General features: G+C 68.8%; 19 protein-coding genes. 9 read left to right on the top strand and 10 right to left on the bottom strand.

The genetic code is table 11. The features are described from left to right. Positions 1–123 precede the first annotated feature (123 nt). From AB0903_RS29265 to eccD, 3 genes are all read right to left on the bottom strand, one after another. The gene (locus tag AB0903_RS29265) at positions 124–2,340 is read right to left on the bottom strand and encodes a polyribonucleotide nucleotidyltransferase (protein WP_366707735.1); all 2,217 of its coding nucleotides are present in this window, start codon (positions 2,338–2,340) and stop codon (positions 124–126) included. Between the two features lie 331 nt (positions 2,341–2,671). Then, positions 2,672–2,959, bottom strand: coding sequence for a 30S ribosomal protein S15 (gene rpsO, locus AB0903_RS29260; RefSeq protein ID WP_361949808.1), 288 nt, complete (start codon positions 2,957–2,959; stop codon positions 2,672–2,674). Positions 2,960–3,114: 155 nt separating this feature from the next. Further along, on the bottom strand, positions 3,115–4,614 hold the full coding sequence (eccD, locus tag AB0903_RS29255) for a type VII secretion integral membrane protein EccD (RefSeq protein ID WP_366707734.1): 1,500 nt from the start codon (positions 4,612–4,614) through the stop codon (positions 3,115–3,117). A gap of 274 nt (positions 4,615–4,888) precedes the next feature. Between eccD and eccCa the strand changes: the two genes are divergently transcribed. The 5 genes from eccCa to AB0903_RS29230 all read left to right on the top strand — a co-directional run bounded on the left by eccCa (position 4,889) and on the right by AB0903_RS29230 (position 13,038). Next, a complete protein-coding gene (gene eccCa / locus AB0903_RS29250; protein WP_366707733.1) occupies positions 4,889–8,857 on the top strand; it encodes a type VII secretion protein EccCa in 3,969 nt (1,322 codons plus the stop codon). Between the two features lie 76 nt (positions 8,858–8,933). Further along, on the top strand, positions 8,934–9,512 hold the full coding sequence (locus AB0903_RS29245) for a hypothetical protein (protein WP_366707732.1): 579 nt from the start codon (positions 8,934–8,936) through the stop codon (positions 9,510–9,512). A gap of 57 nt (positions 9,513–9,569) precedes the next feature. Then, positions 9,570–10,073, top strand: coding sequence for a hypothetical protein (locus AB0903_RS29240; protein WP_366707731.1), 504 nt, complete (start codon positions 9,570–9,572; stop codon positions 10,071–10,073). Positions 10,074–10,085: 12 nt separating this feature from the next. Continuing rightward, complete coding sequence (locus AB0903_RS29235; RefSeq protein ID WP_366707730.1) at positions 10,086–12,374, top strand: DUF6571 family protein; 2,289 nt, start codon at positions 10,086–10,088, stop codon at positions 12,372–12,374. 19 nt (positions 12,375–12,393) lie between these two features. Further along, positions 12,394–13,038, top strand: a complete 645-nt coding sequence (locus AB0903_RS29230) for a hypothetical protein (RefSeq protein WP_366707729.1) — start codon at positions 12,394–12,396, stop codon at positions 13,036–13,038. 126 nt (positions 13,039–13,164) lie between these two features. Here AB0903_RS29230 and AB0903_RS29225 read toward each other — a convergent pair whose 3' ends face one another. The 7 genes from AB0903_RS29225 to eccB all read right to left on the bottom strand — a co-directional run bounded on the left by AB0903_RS29225 (position 13,165) and on the right by eccB (position 20,483). Continuing rightward, on the bottom strand, positions 13,165–13,467 hold the full coding sequence (locus tag AB0903_RS29225; RefSeq protein ID WP_366707728.1) for a WXG100 family type VII secretion target: 303 nt from the start codon (positions 13,465–13,467) through the stop codon (positions 13,165–13,167). A 69-nt stretch (positions 13,468–13,536) separates the two neighbouring features. Beyond that, entirely contained in the window at positions 13,537–13,884 is a 348-nt protein-coding gene (locus tag AB0903_RS29220; RefSeq protein ID WP_366707727.1) for a WXG100 family type VII secretion target, read from the bottom strand. 102 nt (positions 13,885–13,986) lie between these two features. Continuing rightward, positions 13,987–15,237, bottom strand: a complete 1,251-nt coding sequence (locus AB0903_RS29215; protein WP_366707726.1) for a S8 family serine peptidase — start codon at positions 15,235–15,237, stop codon at positions 13,987–13,989. Positions 15,238–15,274: 37 nt separating this feature from the next. Next, a complete protein-coding gene (locus AB0903_RS29210; protein WP_366707725.1) occupies positions 15,275–17,062 on the bottom strand; it encodes a hypothetical protein in 1,788 nt (595 codons plus the stop codon). Positions 17,063–17,068: 6 nt separating this feature from the next. Beyond that, complete coding sequence (locus tag AB0903_RS29205; protein ID WP_366707724.1) at positions 17,069–17,506, bottom strand: hypothetical protein; 438 nt, start codon at positions 17,504–17,506, stop codon at positions 17,069–17,071. Positions 17,507–17,697: 191 nt separating this feature from the next. Next, positions 17,698–18,942: a type VII secretion-associated serine protease mycosin gene (gene mycP / locus AB0903_RS29200; protein WP_366707723.1), complete on the bottom strand. Its 1,245-nt coding sequence runs from the start codon at positions 18,940–18,942 to the stop codon at positions 17,698–17,700. Between the two features lie 14 nt (positions 18,943–18,956). Further along, a complete protein-coding gene (eccB, locus tag AB0903_RS29195) occupies positions 18,957–20,483 on the bottom strand; it encodes a type VII secretion protein EccB (RefSeq protein WP_366707722.1) in 1,527 nt (508 codons plus the stop codon). A 180-nt stretch (positions 20,484–20,663) separates the two neighbouring features. Here eccB and eccE point away from each other — a divergent pair, with 180 nt between their 5' ends. The 4 genes from eccE (at position 20,664) to AB0903_RS29175 (ending at position 26,749) form a co-directional block, all read left to right on the top strand. Next, complete coding sequence (eccE, locus tag AB0903_RS29190) at positions 20,664–21,998, top strand: type VII secretion protein EccE (RefSeq protein ID WP_366707721.1); 1,335 nt, start codon at positions 20,664–20,666, stop codon at positions 21,996–21,998. Beyond that, complete coding sequence (locus tag AB0903_RS29185; RefSeq protein ID WP_366707720.1) at positions 21,998–22,714, top strand: hypothetical protein; 717 nt, start codon at positions 21,998–22,000, stop codon at positions 22,712–22,714. Before eccE ends, AB0903_RS29185 begins: the two co-directional genes overlap by 1 nt. A 197-nt stretch (positions 22,715–22,911) precedes the next feature. After that, entirely contained in the window at positions 22,912–23,145 is a 234-nt protein-coding gene (locus AB0903_RS29180) for a DUF397 domain-containing protein (RefSeq protein WP_366707719.1), read from the top strand. Between the two features lie 457 nt (positions 23,146–23,602). Continuing rightward, positions 23,603–26,749 carry an SCO5717 family growth-regulating ATPase gene (locus AB0903_RS29175; protein WP_366707718.1) on the top strand — a complete coding sequence of 1,049 codons (3,147 nt, stop codon included), beginning with the start codon at positions 23,603–23,605 and terminating at the stop codon, positions 26,747–26,749. Positions 26,750–26,752: the final 3 nt, after the last annotated feature.

The raw sequence follows: 26,752 nt of genomic DNA, 5'->3' as shown, positions 1-26,752 counted from the left end.
CGCGGGGGGGGGGGGGGCGCGGCCGGGGCCCGTGCCGTCCGTGCCCTTTGCGTGTTGGTGGGGCCGGGCCCCCGCCCCCCCCCCCGCCGGCGGGGGGGCCCCTCGCCTGCGGACTACGGGACGTCACTTGTCGGTGTCGTCCTTCGTGTCGTCGCCCTCTTCGCCCTCGACCACGGGGATGAGGGAGAGCTTGCCGCGCGAGTCGATCTCGGCGATCTCGACCTGGACCTTGGACCCCACGGCCAGGACGTCCTCGACGTTCTCCACGCGCTTGCCGCCGGCGAGCTTGCGGATCTGCGAGATGTGCAGCAGACCGTCCTTGCCGGGCATGAGGGAGACGAAGGCACCGAAGGTGGTGGTCTTGACGACCGTACCCAGGTAGCGCTCGCCGACCTCCGGCATGGTCGGGTTGGCGATGCCGTTGATCGTGGCGCGGGCGGCCTCGGCCTGCGAGCCCTGGGCGGCACCGATGTAGATGGTGCCGTCGTCCTCGATCGTGATGTCGGCGCCGGTGTCCTCCTGGATCTGGTTGATCATCTTGCCCTTGGGGCCGATGACCTCACCGATCTTGTCCACGGGGATCTTGACGGTGATGATCCGCGGGGCGTTCGGGGACATCTCGTCCGGGACGTCGATGGCCTCGTTCATCACATCGAGGATGTGGAGGCGGGCGTCACGGGCCTGCTTCAGCGCGGCGGCCAGGACCGAGGCGGGGATGCCGTCGAGCTTGGTGTCGAGCTGGAGCGCGGTGACGAAGGTCTTCGTACCGGCGACCTTGAAGTCCATGTCACCGAACGCGTCCTCGGCACCGAGGATGTCGGTGAGGGCCACGTAGTGCGTCTTGCCGTCGATCTCCTCGGAGATCAGGCCCATGGCGATACCGGCGACGGGGGCCTTCAGCGGCACACCGGCGTTCAGCAGCGACATGGTGGAGGCGCAGACCGAGCCCATGGACGTCGAGCCGTTGGAGCCGAGAGCCTCGGACACCTGGCGGATCGCGTAGGGGAACTCCTCGCGCGTCGGCAGCACCGGCATGATGGCGCGCTCGGCGAGCGCGCCGTGGCCGATCTCGCGGCGCTTGGGCGAACCCACACGGCCGGTCTCACCGACGGAGTACGGCGGGAAGTTGTAGTTGTGCATGTAGCGCTTGCGGGTCACCGGGGAAAGGGTGTCCAGCATCTGCTCCATGCGCAGCATGTTCAGGGTGGTGACGCCCAGGATCTGGGTCTCGCCACGCTCGAACAGCGCGGAGCCGTGCACGCGCGGGATGGCCTCGACCTCGGCGGCGAGCGTACGGATGTCCGTGATGCCGCGGCCGTCGATGCGGACCTTGTCCTTGATGATCCGCTCGCGGACCAGCTTCTTGGTCAGCGCGCGGTAGGCGCCCGAGATCTCCTTCTCGCGGCCCTCGAAGGCCGGGAGAAGCTTCTCGGCGGCGAGCTCCTTGATGTGGTCGAGCTCGGTCTCGCGCTCCTGCTTGCCGGCGATGGTGAGCGCCTGGGCGAGCTCGCTCTTGACGGCGGCGGTGAGCGCCTCCAGGACGTCGTCCTGGTAGTCGAGGAAGACCGGGAACTCGCCGGTGGGCTTGGCAGCCTTGGCGGCGAGGTCGGACTGCGCCTTGCACAGGACCTTGATGAAGGGCTTCGCGGCCTCGAGACCGGCGGCGACGACCTCCTCGGTCGGCGCTTCCGCGCCGCCCTTGACGAGCTCGATCGTCTTTTCGGTGGCCTCGGCCTCGACCATCATGATCGCGACGTCGCCGTCCTCCAGGACGCGACCGGCGACCACCATGTCGAAGACGGCGTCCTCGAGCTCGGTGTGCGTCGGGAAGGCGACCCACTGGCCCTTGATCAGCGCGACACGGGTGCCGCCGATCGGGCCGGAGAAGGGCAGGCCGGCGAGCTGCGTGGAGCAGGAGGCGGCGTTGATGGCGACCACGTCGTACAGGTGGTCGGGGTTGAGCGCCATGATCGTCTCGACGATCTGGATCTCGTTGCGCAGGCCCTTCTTGAAGGAGGGGCGCAGCGGCCGGTCGATCAGGCGGCAGGTGAGGATCGCGTCCTCGGAGGGCCGGCCCTCACGACGGAAGAAGGAGCCGGGGATCTTGCCGGCTGCGTACATCCGCTCCTCGACGTCCACCGTGAGGGGGAAGAAGTCGAGCTGGTCCTTGGGCCTCTTGGAGGCGGTGGTCGCCGACAGCACCATCGTGTCGTCGTCCAGGTACGCCACGGCGGAACCGGCGGCCTGCTTGGCCAGGCGGCCCGTCTCGAAGCGGATGGTGCGGGTGCCGAAGGCGCCGTTGTCGATGACGGCCTCGGCGTAGTGGGTCTCGTTCTCCACTATGGGTTTCTCCTACGTGTTCGTCTTTTCGTCCGCCGGCCCGTGTGGCCGGGGACGGTGGTGGAGGAGAAGCGCCTTGGGTGCGGGCCGGTCTTCGATCGAAGCACCCGGGGATGATGCCCGGGGGCCACTACCGAGGACCGGCGGCGAGGAGGCGGCTTCTCGCTCATGGGGTGTGTCGTTGTGCGACCAGACTAATTGGCGTCCGGCACATCGCGCACGTACAGCAGCGTGTGCGGCAGGTACGGGGTAACGGCGGGTGCCGCAGGTACGGCGAGTACGGCAAAGGGAGCGGCCCCCTCAGTACGGGAACCGCTCCCTTCACGGCGACTTACTTGGCGCCGGCCGCACCGCGGCGGATACCGAGCCGGTCGACCAGCGCACGGAAGCGCTGGATGTCCTTCTTGGCCAGGTACTGCAGCAGACGGCGGCGCTGACCGACCAGGATCAGCAGACCACGACGGGAGTGGTGGTCGTGCTTGTGCGTCTTGAGGTGCTCGGTCAGGTCCGAGATACGGCGGGAGAGCATCGCGACCTGGACCTCGGGGGAGCCGGTGTCGCCCTCCTTGGTGCCGAACTCGCCGATGATCTGCTTCTTCGTAGCGGCGTCGAGAGACACTCGGTACTCCTCATGGTGTTTCGATGCGCCCACGAGTGCCCCTGGTCTCTGTCTCAGGGGAGCTTCCGTGACTCGGAGGCGAAGGCCGATGGGCGCAGCACCCGGATGATCCGGGGCGCGTACACAAACGGCCGTCACACAGCGTACCAGCCCGTTTAAGACGTCAGCGCCCGGATGGAGTGGTAGACGTCGAAGACGGCGAGGCAGAGCGGTACGAGCGTCAGCAGCACGAAGGTCTCCGCGATCTCCAAAAAGCGCCCCCAGAACGGGGTGACTCCCTTGAGCGGCACGATCAGCCCGATCGCGACGATCAGTGCGGCGACCCCGGCGATCGCCGCGGTGAGCCAGACGGTACGGATGTCCAGCGCCCCGGAGTCTCCCTGCAGCGCATCGCGGAACAAGGCTGCGGGCGGGTTCAGCGCGAGCCCCAGACCGAGCAGCACCAGCGCGCCGAGTCCGGCCGCGAGAGCGCACCCCACCTGGGTCGTGTAGCGGAACAGATGGGCCCGCATCAGCATGGCGACGCCGGTGGCCAGGGCCAGCAACTGCCCCCAGACGTTGTCCGAGAAGCCCAGAACCGCGGCGGAGCCCACAGCCACGAGCGCGCAGCCACCCACGAGACCGAGCAGCAGCTCGTGGCCGCGCCGGGCCTGGGCAGCGATCCGCCTGGCGTCGACGGGCCCCTGGGGCGCGGGGTCGTCCCCGTAGTCACCGACCGTCGTCCGGGGCGGTTCGAAACCGATGGGAAGACGGGCGAAGCGGGTCGAGAGCCCGGGCAGGAAGGCGAGCGACCCCACAGAGACAGGGGCGCACACCGCGGCCGTCTCGCTCGGGGTCATCCCCGTCATGATTGCGACGAAGGTCACCAGCAGCCCGACGACGGAGGCGAAGACGAATGCCACGAAGGGGCCGTCTCCACCCGGAGAGACGATCGTGAGGATCACGGAGACGACCAGGACGGCCGCGCAGGCGAGCAGGAACTGCAGCTTCCCGATGCCCTGCCCCTGGGCGAGCGGCAGGAGCCCCGCCCCCGCGACAGCGGCGTTCGCCATGGCACCGGCGCCGAGGGCGACGGCCGAGCCGCGGTCGTCGTACACGCGGGCCCGTACACCCGCGAGCGCCAGCAGCAGGACGCCGGCCACTGCGGCCAGGATCCCGGGCAGGCCGTGCATGTCGTGGCGAGGGTCGGCCGTCCACAGCACGAAGGCGAGCAGCACCAGCAGCACCGACCCGCCGAACAGGCCGGACGCACGCATCAGGCCGTCGGTCCACAGGGTCCGGTCACGGGCGACGGCGGAGGCCACGGCGTCCGCGACGTCGTCGAAAACGGCCGGGGGCAACGACTCGGAGAAGGGGCGCAGGGACAGCAGCTCACCGTCGAGGATGCGCTGGGCGGCCAGCGAGCGGGACCCGTCCAGCACACTGCCGTCACGACGGACGAGGTGGTATCCCACGGGGGCGCCCGGCGAGGGGCTCTGCCCCGAGAGACGCAGAATCTCGGGGTAGAGGTCGGCGACGGGAATGTCCTCGGGCAACGCGACGTCGACGCGGCCGTCCGGCGCGACGACCGTGACCCGGCAGAAGCCGGTTCCGCCGCCGGACGGGGCCGCGGGAGCGGGCCGGCCGGTTCCGATGGCCGCGGCTGGGGCCGTCATACTCACCTGCTGCTTCCCCTCGTGGTTCTCGTCGATCCTGGGCCTGGGAGGTGGATCGTACGGATCGTATGCCGGGCGGTCGGATCGCAGGCACCGGCATTGCGCTCCGAATGACCCTTTTTTTGCGGTAGTTCATCGTTACGCAAACACGTCGCGCCACCCTACCGCCCGCCCGTCACCGCCTACGCAAGTAGGATCCCTCCCCGCGGATGGAACCCGTCGCCACGGGGGCGCCGATAGGAACATTTCCGTCCGGCAAGGGAATTGGTGAGCTGTGAGTCAGATCGTCGTCAAGCGCCCACCACGGGCCCTGCCGTCCGAAGTGCCCGGCGAGCAGGTGCAACTGCAACCCCCGCCCGAGCTGCCGCGAGGCCAGCAGGAGGGTGCGCTGATGCAGCTGCTGCCGATGCTCGGTATGGGCGGTTCCGTCGTCTTCTTCTTCATGACCCCGAATCCGATCATGCGGATCATGGGCATGGTGATGATCGCCTCGACGGTCGCGATGGCGATCGCGATGCTGGTCCGCTACCGGCGCGGCACACAGGGCCAACTCGCGGACCTGCGACGCGACTATCTGAAGTACCTGAACCAGACCCGCCGCACCGTACTGAGGACCGCGCGCCTCCAGCGGGACGCCCAGTTCTATCTGCATCCCTCGCCGGAGCAGCTGTGGGCCCTCGTCGCAGAGGGCAGCCGCGTGTGGGAGCGCCGTATCGGCGACGACGACTTCGCGCAGGTACGTATCGGCCTGGGCAGCCAGCAGCTCGCCACCCCGCTGATCGCCGCGGAGACCGCGCCGGTCGACGACCTGGAACCGCTCACGGCGGGAGCGATGCAGCACTTCCTGACATCGCACAGCACCCTGGACGGCCTGCCGATGGCCGTCTCACTGCGCGCCTTCTACCACCTGACGGTCAGCGGTGACGCCGAGTCCGTACGGTCGGCCGCACGATCGATGGTCGGCTCCCTCGCCTCGCTGCACTCCCCCGAAGACCTCGTCATCGCCGTCGCCGCGGGCCCGGGCGAGGTCGCGCAGTGGGAATGGGCCAAGTGGCTGCCCCATGTCCAGGCTCCCGGGCCGGGCGACGGCGCGGGGAGCAGGCGTTTCATCACCACCGACTCACGCGACCTGCAGGACATGCTCGCCGCACGCCTCGAAGGCCGCCCGCGCTTCCAGGGCGGCAACCACCCGCTCCTGGACCAGCCCCACATCGTCGTCGTACTCGACGGCCAGTCGGTCCCTGCCATGTCGGCGCTCGCCGCGGCGGAGGGCCTTCAGGGCGTCACCCTCATCGAGATCGTGCCCGGGGAGCTCACCGGAGCGCGCGGCGGCCTGTCGGTGGTCGTCCATCCCGACTCCCTGCAACTGGTCTCCGGCCACGGCCTCGTCTACGACGGCTCCCCCGACCGGCTCAGTCTCGAGGCGGCGGAAGCGCTCGCCCGGCAGCTGGCTCCGCTGCGCGTGGCCACGGGCGGGGACGACGACGAACCGCTGCTGGCCAACCTGGAGTTCACCGACCTCCTCAACCTCGGCGACGCGTCATCCGTCGACGTCAGCCGCACATGGCGGCCCCGCTCGCAGTCGGAGCGCCTCCGCGTGCCGATCGGCGTCGGCGAGGACGGCGCGCCGGTCATGCTGGACCTCAAGGAGGCCGCCCAGGAAGGCATGGGGCCGCACGGGCTGTGCGTGGGTGCCACCGGTTCCGGCAAGTCGGAACTCCTGCGCACCCTCGTCCTCGGCCTTGCCGTGACGCACTCCTCGGAGACGCTCAACTTCGTACTCGCCGACTTCAAGGGCGGTGCCACGTTCGCCGGCATGTCCCAGATGCCGCACGTCGCCGCAGTGATCACCAACCTCGCGGACGACCTGACGCTGGTCGACCGCATGGGCGACTCGATCCGCGGCGAGCTCAACCGGCGGCAGGAGATGCTCCGCGACGCCGGCAACTACGCCAACATCCACGACTACGAGAAGGCGCGCGCCGCGGGTGCCGCGCTGCAGCCCATCCCGTCCCTCGTCCTGGTCATCGACGAGTTCAGCGAACTGCTCACCGCCAAGCCGGACTTCATCGAGATGTTCGTGCAGATCGGCCGCATCGGCCGTTCGTTGGGCGTTCACCTGCTGCTCGCCTCGCAGCGCCTCGAGGAAGGCCGGCTGCGCGGCCTGGAGACGTATCTCTCGTACCGGGTCGGTCTGCGCACGTTCTCCGCGGCCGAGTCACGCGCCGCCATCGGCGTGCCGGACGCCTACACACTTCCCAACGTCCCCGGTTCCGGCTTCCTGAAGTTCGGCACGGACGAGATGGTCCGGTTCAAGGCCGCCTACGTCTCCGGGGTGTACCGCGCGGGCAGCCACCGCGGCGCGGACTCCGGGGGCGCGCTGCCGGTCGACCGCCGGCCGGTGCCGTTCACCGCGGCGCCCGTGCCCGTGCGCTACGTCGAGCCCACCACGCAGGCCCGCGTGCCCGACGCCCGCAGGCCGGAGGACGACGCACTCGCCGACACGGTCCTGGACGTGATCGTGCGCAAGCTGGAGGGCCGCGGCGCCGAAGCGCACCAGGTATGGCTGCCGCCGCTGGACAACCCGCCGTCGCTCGACGAACTCCTGCCCGGGCTCAGCGGCGTGGCGGGCCGGGGCCTGACGCAGCAGGGCTACGAGGGCGCGGGGCGGCTCGTCGTACCGCTGGGCGTGGTCGACAAGCCCTTCGAGCAGCGCCGGGACACCCTGTACCGCGACTTCTCGGGTGCCGCCGGCCACATGCAGATCGTCGGCGGCCCGCAGTCGGGCAAGTCGACCTTGCTGCGTACTCTCGTCGCGGCCTTCGCGCTGACGCACACACCGCACGAGGTCCAGTTCTACGGTCTGGACTTCGGTGGCGGCGGCCTGTCGGCGATTGCCGGGCTGCCGCATGTGGGCGGGGTGGCGTCGCGCCTCGATCCGGAGAAGGTGCGGCGCACCGTCGCCGAGGTGTTCGGCATCATGGCCCGCCGTGAGGAGTACTTCCGCAGCGCGGGCATCGACTCCATCGCCACGTACCGCCGGCTGCGGGCCCGCGGTGACATCTCCGTCGAGGAGCAGCCCCACGGTGACGTGTTCCTGGTCGTCGACGGCTGGGGCAACTTCCGAGCGGACTACGAAGGTCTCGAGCAAGCGGTCGTGGACATGGCGGCGCGCGGCCTCGGCTACGGCATCCATGTGATCGTCACTGCCTCGCGTTCGATGGAGGTCCGCTCCAACCTCAAGGACCACCTGATGAACCGGCTCGAGCTGCGCCTCGGCGACACCATGGACTCCGAGGTGGACCGCAAGATCGCCGTCAACGTCCCCAGCGGCGTGCCCGGCCGCGGTCTGACACCGGAGAAGCTGCACTTCATGGCGGCCGTGCCGCGCATCGACTCCATCAACTCCGACAGCGACCTCTCCGAGGCCACTGCCGCGATGGGCCAGGAGATCAATCGCCACTGGACCGGTCCCGCCGCCCCGAAGGTTCGTCTGCTGCCCCGAGAACTGCCGGCGCAGAGCCTTCCCACGGGAGCCGCGGAGCCGTGGCGCGGAGTGGCGTTCGCCATCGACGAGGACAATCTGGAACCCGTCTTCGCCAACTTCGACCGCGACCCGTTCTTCCTGGTGTTCGGTGAGAGCGAGTCCGGCAAGTCGAACCTTCTGCGGCTTCTCATCAAGCAGCTGACGGAGAGGTACGACGGGAACGCCGCCAAGTTCTTCGTGATCGACAACCGGCGTGCACTGCTGGACGTCACCCCCGCCACCCACCTGGCCGAGTACGTCCCCATGTCCAACAACATGGACCACCACGTGGACGCGCTCGCGGAGCTCATGCAGCGCCGCACCCCGTCCGCGGACGTCACGGCCCAGCAGCTGCGCGACCGGAGCTGGTGGCAGGGCCCGTACGTCTACGTCGTGGTCGACGACTACGACCTGGTGTCCACGTCGAGCGGCAACCCGCTGGCCAAGCTCACCGAGCACCTGCCGTTCGCCCGGGACGTGGGCGTCCGCTTCATCATCGCCCGCAACAGCGCGGGTGCGAGCCGCTCCGCGTACGAGCCCTTCATGCAGCGCATGACTGAACTCGGCGCACAGGGCATGCTGCTCTCCGGCGACCCGCACGAGGGCGAGGTACTCGGTGCGCGGATGCGGCCGATGCCTCCCGGCCGGGGCTTCTTCCTCTCCCGGCAGCGGGGCACGCCTCTGGTGCAGACGGGCTGGCTGGGGGACCCGGAGTGAGCGGCTGCCGGCGATTCGGGGCCTTGTTTCCGCACGGTTCTCCCATACCGAAGGCGCGTGCGGGGAGGCAGGCGGCATGAAGGCGATCGCCGTCCTCATGGTGGTGTTCGGCCTCGCGTTCGTGGCACTGGGGTTCGCCAACCATCGCGCGATCCGGTGGCGCTTCCAGGCGCGCCGGTACGCCGATCCGGCGGCCCACGAGCCGTCCGGGGCCGGCTTCCGCCTCCATCGTGTGCTGTGCTTCGCGGTCGCGGCCATGGCGTTCTGGGGTTCGTTCTCCGCGTACCGCCTCGTGACACCGGACCGGATCGACCACGACGAGCTGCTCGAACGAATCCGGTCGGTGGCCGAGGCGCTGGACGGCGCGACGAAGCCGTCGGTGCCGGGCGAGGAGGACGGGTCCTGGGACGACTACATCGACCCTGAACTCCGCGGCCCTGAAAGCGACGACCCCACCGCTTGGCCGGCATGGCGTTCGGGCCCGCTGAAGCCGGACGGCAATGAGGAGCGCTACGACGTGAGCGGCGAAAACGCCACCGTCTGCCTGACCGTGACGGCCGAGCCCTCCCCGGAGCAGCCGGTTCCGGATCACCTGGGACCTGTCTGGTTCGACCTGCGGGCGGACGTCGCGGACGGGGAGTGCACGCAGGAGTGACAACGGCCTTGTCGGGTGCCGCTCCGGCGCCCGACCTACGAGGGGAAGGGCAAACACATGGCCTGGGACGAGTGGGAACAGTTGAAGGCATCGGCGGCTGAGCAGCAGTCGTCGACGCAGATGCAGCTGAACGGTCTGCCGGAGGAGGACCGGCCGAACGCCGGCAACCCGACAGGGGACCTTCAGGTCCACCAGAAGGACCTGGCGGCCATCGGTGACGAGGCGTTCAAGCTCTACAACCGGCTCTGGAAGGAAGCACGCGTCGCTGACACCTACTCCACGGGCAGCGACCTCACGAGCCAGGGCTTCGCCCTCGGCGGGGCCTTGACGCACGTCTCTTCCCGGTGGGACAAGCAGCTCGGTTCGGTCATGGACGCCTGCGCGCTCATCTCGAACCACATGGACTTCACGAAGAACGCTCACGCGGGTGACGAGATCTTCATCGAGCGCCACGTGAGCAGCATCCACACCCTCGACAGCGGATTCGACGAGTCGTACGCCCCGCGAGGCGAGAAGAACGGGATCTACGGCGAGAAGAACAAGAAGGACGAGAAGGACTGAGGAAAACGACCGATGGACTTCGAAGACCTTCACTCCGCCAAGTTCAGCCTGCTCGACGACCTGGTCACCGACTGGTCGAGCATGCTCACCAAGCTGAAGACACTCGAGACGGACGCTCGAGACGGCCTGCAGGGTAAAGCAAGTAAGGCAAACTGGGCCGGCTACAACGCGGCAGTTTCGCGGGAGTTCATACTCAAGACTGCTGGTGAATTCGGCGATGCCCATACGCAGGCGACATCCATCCACAACATCCTGAGGGACACGCGCGATGAGCTGAAGACCCAGCAGCGACTACTTAAAGAGGCCATCGAACGAGGGCGCGGCAAGAACCTGACCGTCACCCCGAGCGGCGGCGGCTTCACCGTCCGGGAGAACCCGGACAAGGAGGCACCCAACGGCGAGACGGACGTCACCGGACTCCGCGACGAACTTCAAGGCATCCTGAACAAGGCCACGGAGATAGACAACTCCGCCTCGAAGGCGCTCAAGGCGTTGGTGGACCTTGCCGACTACGGCTTTTCCGGCGCCAAGTACACGGACCGCGACACAGCGGACGCCGCACTGAAGGAGGCGGAGAGGCTCGCCGGCCTGGCAAAGAAGAAGCCGGAAGATCTCACCCCGGCAGACTTCGACGCGCTCAACGCGGGGCTGAAGAAGTACTCCGGCGACGAATTGTTCGCCGAGCACTTCGCCACCACGCTCGGAGCAAAGGGCACACTGAACTTCTGGGCGGGCATCAACGACCCGCGCATGGCATACGATCTGGGTTCCCAGCGTGTGGAACAGTACGACGAGTTGCAGAAGCACCTGAGCCTCACGCTCGCCACCGCCACACAGGCGGACACGGCAGAGATGTGGACCTGGAAGGGCGACATGGTTCGCGCCGGGGACCAGCCCATCTCGAAGAACAGCACCACCATGGGTTTCCAGGTGATGAGCAACCTCATGCGCTGGGGCAACTTCGACGACCAGTTCCTCAACAGCTACGGCACCAAGCTGATCGAGACGGAGAAGAAGCTCACGGACAACGGGAGCCGTCCTCCGATGGCTTGGCAGCACTTGGGCATGGACCCGCTGCTGAACCGGACGGGAACGGACTCGGGGTCCGACCCGATGACGGGTTTCATGAAGGCCCTGTCGAACAGCCCCGACGCCGCCACCGAGTTCTTCAACGCCGACTTCGTCACGAAGGACGAAGACCATGAATTCGTGCATGACACGGACGGCGACGGAAAGATGGGCAGGAGGACGCTCAGCAACTTCGACTACCTCTTCGAGGAGCGGGACTGGCCCGAGGACCGAACCGACAAGGGCGACGACAGCATCGCCGGCCGCAACAACATGGCGTTGGCCCTGGAGGCGGCGACGACCGGCCATCCGGCGGGTGAGATGCCGACAATTGACACACCTGCCCACAACACGGAGCAGGCGAAGCTGGTCGAGGACATTTTCCAGTCGGTCTCCGAGGACCCGAAGCGCCTGACCGACCACGGCTACATGTCGGACAGCTTCGGCCAGATCGCAGCAGAGTACATGCCGGACGTCAACAGGGGGCTGCACCCAGGCAAGGAGAACGAGGAGAATCTGTTTCCTCAGGCCGGGAGCCGGGCCACGCTGAGCGAGCAGGACATCACACGGTTCCTGTACACGGTGGGCCAGAACCCCGACGGCTACGCGGCCATCAACGCCGGGCAGCACAGCTACACCACATCGGTGATGGAGTACCACTTCGCCAACCCCGGGGCCTACCTGTCGGACCCGAACTACAGCGAGGCCGACAATCTCAAGAAGTCGATCGAGGACATCGCCAGAGTCGCCGGCGAGATAGAGGGAACGATCGGGACCGGTCGTGCGTACGCCAACGAAGTCGAGGGCGGCGCGAAGGACCAGGAGTTCAATGATTCTCTCAAGAATGCGACTACCTGGGTGGGCAGTGGAGTCGGCATCGGCATCGGCTTGGCCACAGCGCCTGTCGCCGGTCCGGGCGGAATTGTCGCGGGCGGCCTCGCCGGAACTGCGGCGAACGAGATCCTCGGGAAACTCACCGAGGGAATGATGAAGGACAGCACCGATGAAGTGATCTACCGGAACGGCAAGGAGATCAACGACACTCGGGAGTCCACTTACACACTCATCGAGGCAGCCGCGCAGAAGGCTGGCGAGCACGCCAATAACCCGTCCCCGCATATCGTCTCCGCAGCGGCCACAGCCGCCGAGCAGGGGTTCAACAACGCCAAGACAAACGTCGCGGACTTCTGCGACGGTCAGGGAGTTCCCAAGGCGTTGGACAAGGAAGGGTAAGTCTGTGAAACACCTCCCCATGAAGCTCGTGCTTCCGATCGCGATCATCGCGATCGCGGGCGCGGTCTCCGTTCTCGCTTACGTCACCGGAACTCCCCCGTTCGAGCGACGCGGAGACATCAAAGCCCAGAATGTGTGTGAATCGCTGGGGAACAAGAAGACGTCAGTGGCGGCGCTGAAGGACGTCTTGCCCAAGAAATCTGACTACGCCTTCGAAGACAAAGTCGACGGCAAGACAGTGGCACAGGGCGGTTCAAGCTTCACCGCGGACTGCCTGGTCTGGGGTGAAGGTTCGGTGCTGCTGAGCGCGCGGACGCAGATGATGGTCGCCGAGCCGTCTCGGAGCTGGGTAGCGGAGGGGATCGGAGACGAACTCGCACCCCGCGCCAAATCCTTCAAGGCAGGGGACATGGGTGTCATCGCGGGAGGAAAGGCGGCGGTGCTCGTCCCGTGCTCAGCTCCAGGGAGCGTTGTGGGCGGCAGCTACAGCCTCAGCGTTGTGGTCAACCTGAGGAATCACACTGACTCGGACCAGCCGAAACTGGAAGAGCGCTTGGTGAATCTGACCCTGGGTGCAGCGCGCTTTGCACATGAGGCGGCTCGATGCGACCTGCCTTCCAAGATCCCGGATGCCTCTCCAACAATTGGCGCCAAGTCGCTTTGACCCGAAGGTCGAGTCCGCATCGAGTTACGAATGCGGGCCCGCCCGTCGACACGACTCGGGGTGGGCACCCCTCGCGCGTGCCCACCCCTGATCAGCGTCTCCAGTTGCCGACTGCAGCGGGACGCATCAGGCGAAGTAGCCGGCGGCCTTCCTGTCGCCACCCATGTAGTCGCCGCCCGCGTTGGAAACGATCTGAGTGATCTGCGTGAGCGCCCGGTGGATGTCCGCGGCTTCCTTGTCCCACTTCACCTGCTCCTGGACGTAGGCAGCGTGCGCCTCGCCCTCCCAGCCGGCAGCAACGCTAGCCATGGCCCTCTTGATGGCCGCCAGGTCCTCTTCGAGCTTCTTGGCCTGGTTACCGAGCACAGTCGCCGTCGCGTCCAGAGCTCCGTACTTGACGACAAGCTCGTCGTGCGAGTTCATGCCCATGATTCCCTCATCTCACCTGTTGTTGTCATTCGGCTCTTGGCATGCCGAGAGCCCGCCCGCCCAGTGGTACTAGAGGCTGCTGAGGTTCGACTTCGCAGTCGTGCCGACACCGAGGTCGACGTTGATGCTCTGCACGGCAGCACGGACGTCGTCCTCCGTGCCGTCCTTGATCTTCCTCGACTGGCTCGTCGCCTCGAGGAACTTCGCAAGGATGTTGCCGAGACGCACCATGGAGGTGTTGATCTCTTCCTGCTTCGAGTTGAAGGCGCCAGCGCCGATACCCTTCCACTGGCCCTCAAGGCTGTCGATCGTGCCCTGAATCTGCTGAAGTTGACCCTTGAGCGAGTTGAACTTGTCGAAGAGCTCCTTCTGAAGCTCGACTACTTGCTGGTCTGAAAGCCGCTGGCCCTGTGACACAGTTTGTTTTCCCTTCTGGACTACGGTTGTGACCGGCTCGGTTGTGCGCCACTCGGCGTTGACGATGGCGCCGGATTCAAGGCGATCGCCTGAATGGTCAGATCAGACACTTCGACGCTTCCGTACGACGGCGAACGCGACTCCTGCGAGGACGACGGCGGCAGCTCCACCGATGACGACGCCCAGTTGGCTGCTGTCGTCCTCAGTCTTCGTACTGGAGCCTGCCACGGCGGCATCGGCTCCGGGCTTGCCCTCGGGGGCCTGTGACGAAGCTGGTGCAGAGGGCTTGGAGGGTGCGGCTTGGTCGGAAGAGCCGCCGCCGGTCGGCTTGTTGGTGATCGGGCTGATGTTCGGGTCACCCGGCTTGCCGAGGCCGCGGTTGATGTGGGCGCCGGGGCGCACGATGCCGTGGCCGAGGTAGGTACTGACCGTGCCTTCCTTCCAGTCCTCACCACGGCCGGCGGACTCGAACATGACACGGAGGACCTGGTTGGCCGTCCAGTCAGGGTGGGCCGACCAGATCAGAGCGGCGGAGGCGGAGGCGATGGCGGTGGCGAAACTGGTCCCATCGCCGTCGCAGTAGGCTGTGAAGGTCTCGTCGCACCAGTGCGGGATGTCGCTGCCTGGTGCGGCGATGTCGACAAAATCGCCGTGCTGGGAGTACTTGGCCACGCGTCCGTCTCGGCCGGTGGCGGCGACACCAATAGCGGCGACATAACTACCTGGATATTGCGGCTTATTTTCCTTGTCGCCACTGTTTCCTGTGCCAGCAAAGAGCAGCTTCCCTTTGCTGGCAGCGTACTCAACAGCCTTACGCTCATCAGTGCCGTAGAAGTCGTTGGCCATCGAAATATTGATGATCTGTGCGTCACTGTCCGCGGCGGCAGTGATCGCGTCATTCATGTCGAATGCGTTGACCTTGTTCTCGTTCTGAAATTCTGTGTCGCTGATTCTGAACGGAATGACCTTGGCGTCGGGGGCGAGGCCCTTGAGACCACCGCCGGCGCCTGTACCCGCGATCAGTTCAGCCATGGTTGTCCCATGGCCCGTATAGTCATCTGTCTCATCGCCCTTGGCGCCAGAGACGTCCTGTCCCTTCAGGACCTGGCCCTTCAAGGAAGGCGTGTTCGGATTTACCCCAGTGTCGATGACTGCGACCTTGACACCCTTGCCCGTCGCCGACTTCCAAATCTCCTCGGCGCCCATGGCATCCAGGTACCACTGTCTCGACCGCACGTCGGCCGCGACCGCGGCAGGGGCAAAGCCCGCAAGGCCGACACTCCACACGCCAACCGCAACCACTGTGCCGAGCAGTCCGCGCCGCAGCAAATACGACCTGTTGTGTCGGCTCATTTGTGCCGTCATCCTGACTTCCGAACCTTCCGTGCGCCTAGTCGATGACCGGTGGTACGGGTCCGCGCCGCCTGGCGGCCCACGTCTCTTCGTCTTCCGCCAGATAATCCGGTCGTTCGGACGCGCTGCGCTCCTGCTCGTCTTCACCGGACTGCCGCTGATTGCGGCGACCGCCTAGAACAGCCGCGCCTCCGGTTGTGTAGCCTCCGGTGCCCGGTCGGGGTCTCTGCCCCGAATTGCGCGGAGTGCCGACGACTCCGTTGGCACCGGCCGGTCCCCGCCCGGTCGTGCGCTGACCTGCATTTCCGGAGCTCGCTCCGGTGACGCCGGTTTGGCCCGGCCTCGATGCCGGCGAACGTCCTTGTGCCGGGGCCTCTCCACCGACGACCGTGCCCTTGGGTATCCGCGCTGCGGCAGACCCTCCAGCGGTGCGCTGTGGCGTGCCTCCGACGATGCCCTCGCTGCGTCCGCCACGCATGCCGGTCGAAGGACCACTGCCAGTACGCCCTGTGGCCGGCTGGCCTGTCGTACCCGCTCGGCCTGCCATCGGTGGCTGGCCGGCAGTTTGTCCGCCACGCCCTGCCTGGGCACCACCGGACCCCATGCCGGTCGGGCGTCCAACGGGGCTACCCGAACGTCCTTCGCCTGGGATCCCGCCGGTACGCGGCGCACCAGTCGGCCCGGCGCTACGGCCGACTGCAGGACTATGCCGGGTGGAACCGGCGCGTCCCACCTTGTCGACGCCGGGTCCTCCGGTCGACCGCGTGATCGGAGGACCGCCGACGCGACTGTTTGGGGTGCGTGCGGGTCCGGACATGGTCGGCATCGGCGGCAGCGGGCCATGCTGACTGTTCGGAGGGCCCGTGGCGGGGGAGACTGGCGGCGTGTTCGGAGCCGTGGTCAGGGACGGGGGCGCTGTGACGGTGTCGATCTGCATCGACACATCCGAGGGATGAATCGGTGCGGTCACACCCCGTCGCTGGGCGGGCGCCGCGACATCATGCCCCTGTGTCTCGGTCTTGGTGCCGATCGTCTGGGATGGAGCCTGCCGCGCGGAGTCCGACCATGCTGCTTCCGCGCTGGAGCTCCCTCCGTCCTTGATCACGGCGGTCGGCTCCGGCACCGCCACGTCCAGCCGCTTCGGCGGCTTCGGCATCTCCTGGCCGGCGAGCGTCGCATGCGACACCGTGTAGTACGACGCCAGACGGTTCATCAGGTTGATGGCCTCCTGGCGGTCCTTCTCCGCCTGGACAGCCTTCTGGTATTCCGGGTTGTCCGGCGTCTTGTCCTTCTCCGGGAACGCCTCGGGCTTCTTCGGGTCGGCCCTGTCGTCGCGCGGCGGCTTGGAATTGCGCACCGAGGCCAGGCCCGTGCTGGCGACCTTCATCTGGGCGCCGACGGCGTTCGCGTACCTTCCGACGTCCCAGGCGTAGGTGACGAGTGACTGGCCGTACGACTCGAAGGCCAGGGATGCCTCGCCCTTCCAGTCCGTCGACGTGACGAAGTCGCTGAGCTCCTTGGCCGCCTTGTTGAGGGCCTTCGTAGCCTTCTCCAGGGTCTCCCCGGCGTGCTCCAGATCGGCCGGGTTCGCGCTCTCCAGGAGATCGAGCATCTCGTTGAGCTTCCGGCCCTCGAAGTTCGACGTGCCGAGGTAGTTCACGCTGACGTTCAGGCCGAAGGGCAGTATGTCGTTCAGCCAGTACATCATGTCCGTACCGGCGTACTGCTGCTTGATCTCGCTGACGTCCTGCTGCTGCTCCGCCTGCTCCCGGAACTGGAGCTGCTCGGGCGTCAGCTCCGGCTTGGGCTGCTTCTCATCGCTCATCGCTGCTCACCTGAGGTCCGTCGTACCGGTCTGGGAGTCGTTCGTCTCCCCCTGAACCTGCGCCTGTCCGTCGCGTTCCTTGTCCAGCCGGGCCTTGATCGTGTGGAACTGCAAGCGGAGGTCTTCCTCAAGGTTGTCGAAACCGATGTCCGCGCCGCGGACGGCGATACGAAGCAGCTCGATCTCGTCGCTCAGCTGCTTGGACAGCGACAGCACCGCCTGGTGCACTCGCTGGTACTGCTCGTAGAAGCCGTCGGCTTCCGCGAAGGAACTTCCGATGCCGAAGGACGCCCGCGTGACCGTGGCTTCCGCGACCTTGGTGCCGCTGGCGTCACCGCCCTCGAGATCGGTGAGAAGGCCGAGCACCTTCTTCTGAAAATCCGTCAGAGCGCCGAGTCCGCGCTCGAGGTCACCTGCTCCGCCCCCACCAACTGCCTCGAGCACGATGCCCGTACCTCCCCGTTTGCTGCACCTGGTCACACATTGCGATCGCGGTGGATCGCCGTCCCGGCGATTGCGTAGCAACCACTCTAGTCACTGGCTATGACAGGCCCAAGTGCCTTATCCCCTACGACGTTTCCCGACTGAGACGCCGCCCGCGGCTGTGCGGTTGCAACCGGCGGATGTCGCTCCCGTCACACCATTCCGGCCCGAGTCGCCCGCCTCGACCGGCGCCGTGAGTCCCGCAGGGCCACCGCACCGCCGGCGATGGCCGCGACGAGGACGCCGCCGCCCACGAGCACGTAGGTGGCGAGGCGGGCGTTGCGTTCGTCCGGGGTCTCGCCGAGGTGCAGCTTGGCCGGGGTGGGAGCCTCGACGTTGGTCACGCCGCCACCGGCGACCGGCTTGTCGAGAGGCTTGTCGTCCTCCGTCAACGCGCGGACCGGGTCGACGACGCCCCATCCCACGAGTCGGTCATGGCCCGCGGTGGAGCGCTCCGCCGTCTGCTGGAGCTGGGCGACGATCTGTTCCTGCTCCCAGTCCTGGTGTTTGCTCTTGACCAGGGCGGCGACTGCCGCGACGTAGGGAGCGGAGAAGCTTGTGCCGTTGTCGGCGCAGTGGCCGCCGCCGGGCACCGTTGTGATGATGTCCACACCGGGTGCGGCGATGCCGACGAAGTCGCCCGACTGGGAGAACGCGGCACGCTCGTTGTTGCGGTCCGAGGAGGCGACGGCGAGTACGCCGTCGTACGACGCCGGGTAGGTCTTCTTGACGTTGCCGCCGAGGCCGTCGTTGCCCGCCGAGGCCACGATCACGACCTCCTCGGCGAGAGCCCTGTCGACGGCCCTCTTGAGCAGGGGCGTGGGCTCGACGGCGTTGGCGGTGTCCTGGGAGATGTTGATGACGCCTGCCTCTTGGTCCACCGCGTAGTCGATGGCCTGGGCCAGGGTCTCCGCGGTGCCGTGTCCGTCGGCGTCGTTCTGCTGGATCGGGATGATCGTGGCGTCCGGAGCGAGCCCGACGAATCCGGTGCCCTTCGCCGGTCGGGCGGCGATGATGCCGGCGACCTTGGTGCCGTGGCCCACGGTGTCCGTGGTGCCGTTCTCCTTGCCGCGCTCGATCTTGTTGCCGTTCTCGTCCTTCAAGTCCGGGGGCAGCAGGTTCTTGCCGCTCCCGGCGTCGACGGCGGGGCGGAGCTGCGGGTGCTTGATGTCGACACCGGTGTCGATGACGGCGACCCGCACGCCCTTGCCCGTGGACTGCTTCCACAGCTCGTCGAGGAGGACACGCTGCAGCGCCCACGGCCTGCCTTCGTACTTCTCTCCGGGGTAGGTGCAGTGGCCCGGGGAGTCGGCCAGGGCAGGTGCGCTCGGTAGGCCGATGAGGGTGATCGCCGTGGCGGCCGCGGCCGCGGTCAGGCGCCTTTTGGTGAAGGTCACGTCAGTCTCAGTCCTCACGAGCCCTGCGGCTGGCGGGCGGCGCCGGTCGACAGGCGGGGTCCGGTCGGCAGGAAGGACGACCAGGCTGCGGGCACGGGGAGCGGGTCCACGTCCTTGTATCCGAGGCGGCTCTGGGCCTGCTTCGCCTCCTGGAGCCGCCGTCGCCTCTCCTCCTCCGAACCGGAGGCGCCGATGCCGGAGTCGTCGGCCGTCGTGTCGCCATTGGACTGCATCGCGTAGCGCAGCCCCGTGTCGGTGACCAGGAAGAGGAAGCCGACGTCCGTGGTGGAACCCTTGAACTGCCGGAAGAGCTGGCCCGATCCGGGGGTGACATAGGCGCTGCTGGAACCGGTCGGAAGCGTCGCCGGGAAGCCGGTGCCGGCCCAGGTGCTGAGGATGGTGGCGCCGTTGTCCCCGTCCACCTTGCGCAGCACGTTGCACACGGTGTTGCGGCTGCCCTCCGCGGTGCTCGCCGAGTTGACCGGTTCCGGGGCGAGTTGCGGCCACTTCTTGTCCTGGCCGAACGCCTGACCGGGCTGGAAGGCGGCGGCGCTCACCGACTTCGCCCGGCCGGCCTGTCCGAGGTCGATGAGGTCCTTGCTGTTGAGCAGGAGTTTCGCGGTCAGGTCGGACACCGGGGCGACCCGGCCGGGCAGGACGACGTACTGCTGGTTCCTGGTCCCGTCGGTGGCGGTGAGGACCATGCCGACCCGGTTCGCCTCTGGTGCGAGTTCACCCGGTACACCGGCGGCCTCTCCCGGCACTCCGGGGATCTTCGGGAAGGTGATCCTGTCACCCTTGTGGAGAGTGTCCAGCCACGCAGAGGAGACCCGTTGCGGTGCCCGTCCCTGGCCGACCAGCTGGCGCAGGAGCAGTTCGTCGTCCGCGACCGGGTACGCGGTCCCGGCGGCGTTGATCACGTGACGGACCTTGTCCGGGCCCTCGGCGTAGATGAGCTCGCCGCCGCTCAGGCGGTTCTTTCCCTCGGTCTTGTTCTGCTCACGCTCGGCGAAGACGAATGCCGCCTTCTGGATGGCCCGGCCGCCCTCGCCCGGCCGCTCGCACACCGCCCACCGCTTCGCCGCACCTGCCTGCTTCGCGTCGGGGAGCCGGTCGGGCGCGTACGGAATGCCCAGGGTGGCGCCATGGGGAATCTTGCCGCTGTCGAGCACCGACTCGTCGACGTTGATGACCTTGCCCTTGTCAGGGTCGAGAAGGAGCTTGGCGGAGGACATGTTCAGCACCGGATGGAGCTGGGTCTTCCCATCCGTCCTCAAAACCACGTAACGGGTCGTCGACTTGCTGGCGATGATGACGTTCTCACCGGGCGCGTCCCAGTTCTTCGGTGCGACGGGCTTGAACATTCCCCAAGCCCCGAAGACCGCCAGAATGACGACGCCGACGATGGCGCCGGGGACCACGGCACGCAAAGGGCGGGGGGCGCTTTCCTCGGAACCTGTCGCATTCGGCTGGAGGAACTGCGCGACCAGTCTTCGCTTCGCGAAGGTGTAGGCGTTGAGTTCGTCCCGTCGTGATGCCATCTGTCCGCTGTCCCTCTCCCCGCTGGGCGACCAGGTTCCCACACTCATCGAGACGGCCTGCCGTCGTAACGGCCCCTACTATGCCTGCTGGCGCTTGCGCCCCACTGCTCAGGTAGGGTGATCGCCCGGTCAACGTCCATTGGATTTCGGTGAATACGGACACGAGGGGGCAACGCGGTGATGAGTACCGCGACTCGCACGCGAAGTGGGCGGTCTCCCGCTCGAGCCCCTGGCAATTCCCGACGGCAACGCCGCAACGGAGCCCCTGCCACTGCCCCGCAGGCCGTCCCGGCGACGACCACCCTCCGCCCCCTTTCCCTCACCAGCCGCGTGGGGCCCGTCGAGCTGCGGCAGTTGGTGCTCGTCGAGGCGGGACTCGCGCTGGCGGCGGTGGGAGCCGCACTCGGTGGGCTCTGGCTCGTCCCCACCTGCTCCGTGGCGTCCGTGCTGGTCCTGTTGGCAGTGATACGCCGCCGCGGTCACGCCCTGCCGGACTGGCTCACCACGGTGGTGGCCCTCCGTTCCCGCAAGCGCGCCTCAGCGCCCTCCGCGGCGGATGTGGACCCGTCACTGGCTCCCGTTGCCGAGGCGGTGCCCGGGGTCCGGCCGTTCCCCTACGTCGACCGCGAGCGCCGCACCGTCGGAATGCTCGGTGACGGCACGTTCCTGACCGCGGTGGTGCGGGTGGAGGCGAGCGGGGCTGCCCTGCGTCCGGCCTCCGGAGCCCGCGCCCTGCCGCTGTCCCTGCTCGGTGACGCTCTCGAAGTGGACGATATCGCGCTGGAATCGGCGCAGTTGGTCCAGCAGGTGCGCTCGGCCCCGGCGCCGCATCTGCCGCAGCAGTCGGTGGCCCGCCTCTCCTACGCCCCGCTCCAGGAACGGACCGGCGCTCCCGCGCTGAGAATGACGTGGGTGGCGGTCAAACTCGATCCGGAACTCTGCCGGGAGGCGATCGAGGCGCGTGGTGGCGGCGTCGAAGGCGCCCAGCGATGCCTGGTCCGCATGGCGGACCACGTGGCGAGCCGTATCACCGGTGCAGGCTTCCAGGCGGTGGTTTTGGACCAGGAGGAGCTGAACTCCACCATGGCGACTGCCGCCTGCGCGAGTCCCCGGCTGTCGGCCCGGCCCGGCGGTCCGGATGCGGCACCGCAGCGGCGTACCGCGGAGACGGCGCGCGTCTGGCGGTGCGACGACCGGTGGCACACCACCTACGCGGTGGGCCGCTGGCCGGAACTGGGCCGTGGCGCGACGCCGCTGCCGAAGCTGGTGTCACTGCTCACCGCGGCTCCGGCCTACGCGACGACCTTCAGCCTCACGGTGCGCCGTGGCGTACGGCAGGGGACCGTCGCCGTGGGTGGGCACGTGCGGGTCACCGGTGGCTCCGACACCGAACTGGTCGGCGTCCGGCGGGCGTTGGAGCAGGCGGCGCGGTCGGCGAAGGTCGGGCTGGTACGCCTGGACCGGGAACAGCTGCCGGGTGTGCTGGCGACGATACCGCTGGGGGGTGCCCGCTGATGGCCCGGTCCGGGGCGAAGCGAGCTCTGCGGGGGGTTCTCGGCCCGCGTCATGCCGGGCACACCATGCCCGCTCATCACCTCGGCGCGCTCTCCCTGCCGGTCGGGGACGACGGCGTCGTGATCGGTGACGACGCGGAGGGCCGCCCGCAGATCGTGGGCTTCCACCGTTCGACGCCGTACGAGGTGCTTCTGATCGGCGGTCTGTGGACCGCCCAGGTGCTGGCCCTGCGTGCGGCGGGCACGGGCGCTCGCGTCGCCGTGGAGACGGGCCGCCCCCAGGAGTGGACCACCCTCGCGCAGGCGGCGGGCGCCGGCCTGCAGTGCATCACGCTCCACGACGTGGGCCGCGTCCCGCCGATGGGTGCCACGGTGGGGAGCCCCGTGGTCGTGGTGCGGGACTGCGGCATGCGGCCACCGCGCGGCCGCGTCGTTTCTTCACCCTGGCAGTCCGTACTGACGCTGCTGCCCTATTTGAGCCCGGTGGCGCCCCGGCTGCTGCGGGATTCGACCATCGTCGGCATCCAGCGGGTCTCACCGCAGGAAGCCGCACAGATCGGACGGATCCTGGGTCTGACGAAGGGCGAGAGCGACGCTCTGCCGACTCTCGCGGACGGGGTGACCCTGTGGTGCGCCGGACGTGAACGTCAGTGGGTGCTGACAAGCGGTACGGACGCGGAGACCGGTCTCCTCGGGGTCGCCCGCCGCATGGACTGACGCCTCGCCGCCGCGCCCGCAGGACGGGCCGGTTTCTCCCGCGTCACCCCCAGGTGGGCAGTCCGGTCGACGCCCGCCCCCGGGTGGCTGAGCTCGCCTAGGATGCCGTAGGCGAAGGCGTGAGGCACTCCGCCGTCCACCGCCTCTTGGGCGTGCGGGGCGCGTTCATCTCGGCTATAGCGAAAGGAAGTTGCACCATGGGGAGCCAGCAGGAGAAGGACGAGCTGTACGCCCTCGACATCTCCGGAGTCGAGTGGCACGGCGCCCCCGGCACAAGCCCGGACGAGGAGCGTGTGGAGATCGCCCATCTCCCCGGTGGGGCCGTCGCGATGCGATCGTCCTTGGACCACGACACGGTGCTGCGTTATACGGAGGCCGAGTGGCGCGCTTTCGTGCTCGGCGCTCGCGACGGCGAGTTCGATCTGCGCTGAGGCGCGGATCAGCGCCGCGTTCCACTTCGACCTTCGACCTTCGACGAGGCCGGTAGCCGATGCCCCACGGGCACGGTTCCCGGCCTCGGCGCTCCGGCCGTGCGCACCGTCATGCGGTACGTGACCACCGACGCCGAGACCGGATCTCGGGCAGCGCCCGGCGGATGGACCGAGTCGGGCGGTTTCGCTCGGAGTTGTGCCGGTATACCCAGCCGGATTTCTTACGCTCCGGTGCGCCCGGGTCGCCCGGGGGCAAGGCGTGATGGACGGGACAGCAGCCGACCCCGGGACGGGCCTGCCGTAGTGGCGTTGTCGGCGATTAGGGTGGGTCGGGGCACGGTGGCAGAACCTGCGGGCACACCGGCCGCGTCCCAGGGGGAGAGCCGGGCCGATCCGAAGAAGGCGGTGGCCCCCACCCACGACGGCACAAGGGTGCTCGACCACACCAGGAGGCAAAGTGAACGGCGATCGGGACGACATCCACGGGGGCTGGAACATTCCCGTCGACGAGTCCGACGCGGAGCCCGCAGAGATGACGGGTGAGTTCACCATCGACTACACCCCGCCTGCCTGGTACACGCAGAACGCGTCGGGTGACGCCGCCGGCGGGGGCTCCGGGCAACAGGCGCCCCCGCCGCCTCCGCCGCAGGGTGCGCCCGTGGCCGTGCCGGGGCTGCCCGCGGGAAGCGGCTACGAGCCCGACTGGACGTCCGCGCCCGCGCCGTCCGCGCCGCAGGAACCCGCGCCCGCCGTGCCTGCGGCCGTGCCGGCGCCCGCTCCGGCACCGGACGCCGAGTCCGGACCGGTTGCGGCCCCGGAGCCTGCGGCCACTGCCGCGGAGCCGGACGAATCGGAGCTGTCGTGGCAGTCCTTCGGCGGCGGTGACGTGGAGAGCGGCGCCACTATGCGCTTCTCTCCCGCCGCACTGAAGCGCGAGATCGCCGAAAGGACCGCGGCCGAGGCGGCCGGGACGGACAGTCCCTCCGCCGGAGCCTCCGACTCCGCCGAAGTCTCCGAGTCCAGCGGAACCTCCGGGTCCCCCGAAAGCGCCCAGCCCCGACCGGAGTCGCCGGCTGACGCGGGCACCCCGTCCCGTACGAACGCGGACACGGAGGTGCCCGGGCCCGGGCCTGTGGCCACGTCGGACCACGCCGCGGCAGCGGACGGCAGCGCGAACGGTGACGCCGAGCCCGGCGACAGCACCTCCGGCGGCCGCACCGAGGAACCCGCGGCCACCGACTCTCCCGCCGAGCCCTCCGCCGCCGGCCGGACCACCGGCGCCGGCGCCTTGAGCACCGCCTCCGACGGCAGCGCTGACGCGTCCCAGGACCCGAGCGCCGCTGCGGGCAGGCATCCCTCCGGGGACGAGGAGCCGTCCGACGCCGCGCCCGCCCCGACGGCCCCCGCTGACGCTGCCCATGGCGCGCCTGCGGCTCCCGCGGAACCGCAGGACTCCCCCACCGCAGGTCAGCCCTGGGCACCGACCGCGCAGGGCGGCGGACTGCCGCCGCTCCCGCCCGAGTTCCAGCCGGCCGCACCGGCGGCGGCACCGCAGTGGCCGGCACCCCCGGCACCCGGCGCGGACCCGTCCGCGCAGCCGCCCGGCGGGCAGGCCGGTTACGGCCTCCCGCAGCAGGGACACCCTCAGGGGCAGCCGCACGCGCAGCAGCCGGGACAGCCCGCCGGCCTCGCCGCACCTGCGCCTGCTCCGGCGCCAGCAACTGCCGCAGCCCAGCAGGGCGGTTACGGCTTCCCCCAGCCGGGCGCCCCCGGCCCGGCGCAGGGGGGCTACGGCTTCCCGCAGCAGGGGCAGCCCGTCCCCGGTGCTCCCGGGGCAGGCGCCCCCGCGCCACAAGGCGGTTACGGCTACCCGCAGCAGGGCGCCCCGAGCCAACCTCAGGGCGGTTACGGCTTCCCCCAGCAGGCGCAGCAGCCCGGCCCGCCCGCACCCGGCGCGCCCGCGCCGTTCCCCCCGCCAGCCGCCCAGCCTCCGCACGCGCAGCCGCCGCACGGACAGCCGCCCCAGGCCCAGCCGCCGTACGTACCGCAGCAGCAGGTGCCTCCGCAGCAGGGCGGTCCCCAGAACCAGCCCGGGCAGCCGTACACCCAGCCGCCCGGTCCGCCCGTCGACCCGCGTACCGCGGGGGCCTGGCCCACGCCGGTCACGCACGACCAGCGTGAGCGTTCCGTGCCGGGTGCTCCGCTCGGTTACACGGCGGCCGTCGAACTGTCCTCCGACCGGCTGCTGCGCAACAACAAGCAGAAGCCCAAGTCGAGCCGGAACCCCTCCGGCGCCGCCCGTTTCAAGCTCGGCGGCAAGAAGGAGGAGGCCGAGCGCCAGCGGAAGCTCGACCTGATCCGTACGCCGGTGCTGTCCTGCTACCGGATCGCGGTCATCTCCCTCAAGGGCGGTGTCGGCAAGACGACGACCACCACGGCGCTGGGCTCGACGCTCGCCACCGAGCGGCAGGACAAGATCCTGGCGATCGACGCCAACCCGGACGCCGGCACGCTGGGCCGCCGGGTGCGCCGTGAGACCGGGGCCACCATCCGTGACCTGGTCCAGGCGATCCCGTACCTCAACTCGTACATGGACATCCGCCGCTTCACCTCGCAGGCGCCCTCCGGTCTGGAGATCATCGCCAACGACGTGGACCCGGCCGTCTCGACGACGTTCAACGACGAGGACTACCGGCGAGCGATCGACGTGCTGGGCAAGCAGTACCCGATCATCCTCACCGACTCGGGCACGGGCCTGCTCTACAGCGCGATGCGCGGGGTACTGGACCTGGCCGACCAGCTGATCATCATTTCCACCCCGTCCGTCGACGGCGCGAGCAGCGCGTCGACCACGCTGGACTGGCTCTCCGCCCACGGTTACGCCGAGTTGGTGCAGCGTTCGATCACGGTCATCTCCGGGGTTCGCGAGACCGGCAAGATGATCAAGGTCGACGACATCGTGCAGCACTTCCAGACCCGCTGCCGTGGCGTGGTGGTCGTGCCGTTCGACGAGCACCTCGCGGCGGGTGCGGAGGTCGACCTCGACATGATGCGGCCGAAGACCCGTGAGGCGTACTTCAACCTCTCCGCGCTGATCGCGGAGGACTTCGTACGCGCCCAGCAGCAGCAGGGGCTGTGGACGGCGAACGGAAACCCGCCGCCGCAGGCCGCCCCGCCCATGCCGGGGCACGGCCAGGGGCCGTGGCAGAACCAGCCGCAGTCCGGGCAACCCGTACCCGGACAGCCAGGCCCCGGACAGCCCGTACCCGGACAGCCCCTGCCGGGCCAGCCGTACCAGCCGCAGCCGCACCCGCAGCACCCTCAAGCGCCCCAGCACCCTCAGCCCCCCTACGGCGGGCCGCAGCAGGGGTACCCGCCGCAGGGCTGGCAGCAGCAGGCACCACCCTCCCAACCGCATCCCCCGGCCGGTCCGGCCAACCCTGCCGGTCCGCAGCCGCCGGCCAACGCCGGTGACCCGGCCGGTCCACCGCCTCCGGGGGCCGGAGGACCCGAGGCGCAGGGACAGGTGCCGCCTGGTCGGTTCCCTCCCGCCGGATGGCCGCAGCAGCAGCCTCCACAGGCACCGCCGGCCCCTCAGCAGTAACGC

It is taken from the genome of Streptomyces sp. NPDC048389 (assembly GCF_040706335.1).
GTDB lineage: Bacteria > Actinomycetota > Actinomycetes > Streptomycetales > Streptomycetaceae > Streptomyces.
Note: the sequence above shows the minus strand (reverse complement) of the source record. Positions and strands in the feature narration are given on the sequence as shown.